Source organism: Pseudoalteromonas sp. SG43-6 (genome assembly GCF_014164365.1).
Lineage (GTDB): Bacteria > Pseudomonadota > Gammaproteobacteria > Enterobacterales > Alteromonadaceae > Pseudoalteromonas > Pseudoalteromonas rhizosphaerae.
Genome location: NZ_JACJEZ010000119.1, coordinates 1 through 1,950, shown reverse-complemented (window position 1 = coordinate 1,950; position 1,950 = coordinate 1). Strand labels below are relative to the sequence as shown.

At 37.7% G+C, this 1,950-nt stretch carries 2 protein-coding genes; one reads left to right on the top strand and one right to left on the bottom strand.

What is annotated here, in order from left to right:
• Window positions 1-207 precede the first annotated feature (207 nt).
• On the top strand, window positions 208-1,467 hold the full coding sequence (locus H5201_RS22325; RefSeq protein ID WP_182785433.1) for an aromatic amino acid transport family protein: 1,260 nt from the start codon (window positions 208-210) through the stop codon (window positions 1,465-1,467).
• A 72-nt stretch (window positions 1,468-1,539) separates the two neighbouring features.
• Here the strand turns inward: H5201_RS22325 and H5201_RS22320 are convergent, their stop codons facing one another.
• Complete coding sequence (locus H5201_RS22320; RefSeq protein WP_182719258.1) at window positions 1,540-1,731, bottom strand: hypothetical protein; 192 nt, start codon at window positions 1,729-1,731, stop codon at window positions 1,540-1,542.
• Window positions 1,732-1,950 lie beyond the last annotated feature (219 nt).

The window sequence follows — 1,950 nt, the reverse complement described above, 5'->3', positions numbered from 1 at the left end:
CGAAACTCGAAACTCGAAACTCGCAAATTTATTTCCTCTATCAGCTAAAGAATTTTGATTTTATGACTGTTTCAAATTCATGACAGTAAGTAACTCAGTAATTACAAAATAGGCTGTAATATTTAGTTAATTATGTCGCCAAAAACTGAAATAATGTGTTGATTTCTATATGCTCTTGCCAAATTATTATACTAATAGGTGAAGTGCATGAACTCTTCCACTGATGCTGCGCAGTTTGACGCAGTGACAACAAGTAAATCGAAATGGAACTTTCATGATACCCAATGGGTGTTGAGTCTTTTTGGTACTGCAGTCGGTGCCGGTATTTTATTTTTACCAATTAATATTGGTATTGGTGGCTTTTGGCCGCTGATCATTTTAGCGTGCTTAGCGTTGCCGATGACATTTTTAGCCCACCGCGGCTTAGCACGTTTTGTATTGTCATCAAAGAGCAAAGATGCAGATTTTACCGATGTGGTTGAAGAGCATTTTGGTGTGAATGCTGGTAGATTAATTTCATTATTGTATTTTTTATCAATATTTCCAATTTTACTGATCTATGGTGTTGGCCTAACCAATACTGTTGATAGTTTTATAGTAAACCAATTAGGTATGGAAGCACCTTCTAGAGTATTGCTTTCAGGAGTTTTAGTTGCCAGTATGATCAGCTTGATGCTCGGTGGTGAAAGGCTAATGTTGCGTGCTTTTGCTATTTTAGTGTATCCGTTAGTAGGGATTTTACTGTTTCTATCGTTGTATCTAATCCCTAGTTGGCAAGTACCAAATATGGCCTTTCCTGAGTTTGCAGGCTTTAGTAAAACGTTATGGCTGTCAATTCCTATTATAGTGTTCTCATTTAGCCACGCAGCGGCGATCTCAAGCTTTGTAAACGTACAACGAGGTCATTATGGTAAGCAAGCAACAGCTAAGTCTGAAGCGATTTTAAAGCGTACTAGCTTACTGCTAATTGTATTTGTGTTGTTATTTGTATTCTCCTGTGTACTCTCTTTAACGCCAGAGCAAATGCAGCAAGCTAAAGTACAGAACGTATCCGTGTTATCTTACCTAGCGAATGTGACAGACAATTCATTTATTGCCACCTTTGGCCCACTAGTCGCGTTTATTGCTATCACTTCATCTTTCTTAGGTCATTTTTTAGGAGCAAGAGAAAGCTTTAATGGGCTTGTTACTAAACAAACAAGTTTATCGCTGAAAAACGCTGACAAAATTGGTGTTGCTATCATGTTCTTTGCTATTTGGTTTTGTGCTGTTAAAAACCCAAGTATCTTAGATATGATGGATCAACTATCAGGGCCGATTATTGCGATGATATTATTCATCATGCCAATGATTGCTGTTTATAAAGTTCCAGCATTACAAAAATACCGTGGCCGTTTTAGCACCTTGTTCGTGTTAGCGGTAGGCTTATTAGCGGTAGCTGCTTTGATTTATGGCTTTGTTGCTTAGCAAGTAGCTTTAGAGACTTTAGTTAGATTAAATAAAAGCCCTGTAGGTGACAAACTTACAGGGCTTTTTAGTTTATGCTATTGCAGCTAGGGCACGGGCTCTAATATCAGCGGCAAAGGCTAGGCCTTTTTTGAAACTTGTTTCAGCAGCGCTAATCGCATCTGCATCGCCATTCGCTGCAAGTACAGCTTGGCTTAGTGCATTATAGAGATTTTTAATTTGCGCTTGGTAGGCTGAATCAATCGCACTTTCAATAGTCGTCATTAGGTCTTTTTTATAATCAATTAAACTGAGAATGTTAAAACACAATAGCTGATATTGAGGAGCTTTGTTGATGTTACAGGTGTTAATTTAGGTTTATAATACCAATCTGCATAAAGATTAAGTCAATTTTATCCAGTCTCTAGAGCATATGCTTTTAACCGTATCAGGAACAGAAATGAATTTATTCCACGCTTGCGAAACCTGTTCGACTATTTCTTC

Bases quoted from the DNA above. Each gene is read 5' to 3' on its own strand.
- H5201_RS22325 (WP_182785433.1), top strand. From the start codon at position 208: ATGAACTCTTCCACTGATGCTGCGCAGTTTGACGCAGTGACAACAAGT.
- H5201_RS22320 (WP_182719258.1), bottom strand. From the start codon at position 1,731: ATGACGACTATTGAAAGTGCGATTGATTCAGCCTACCAAGCGCAAATT.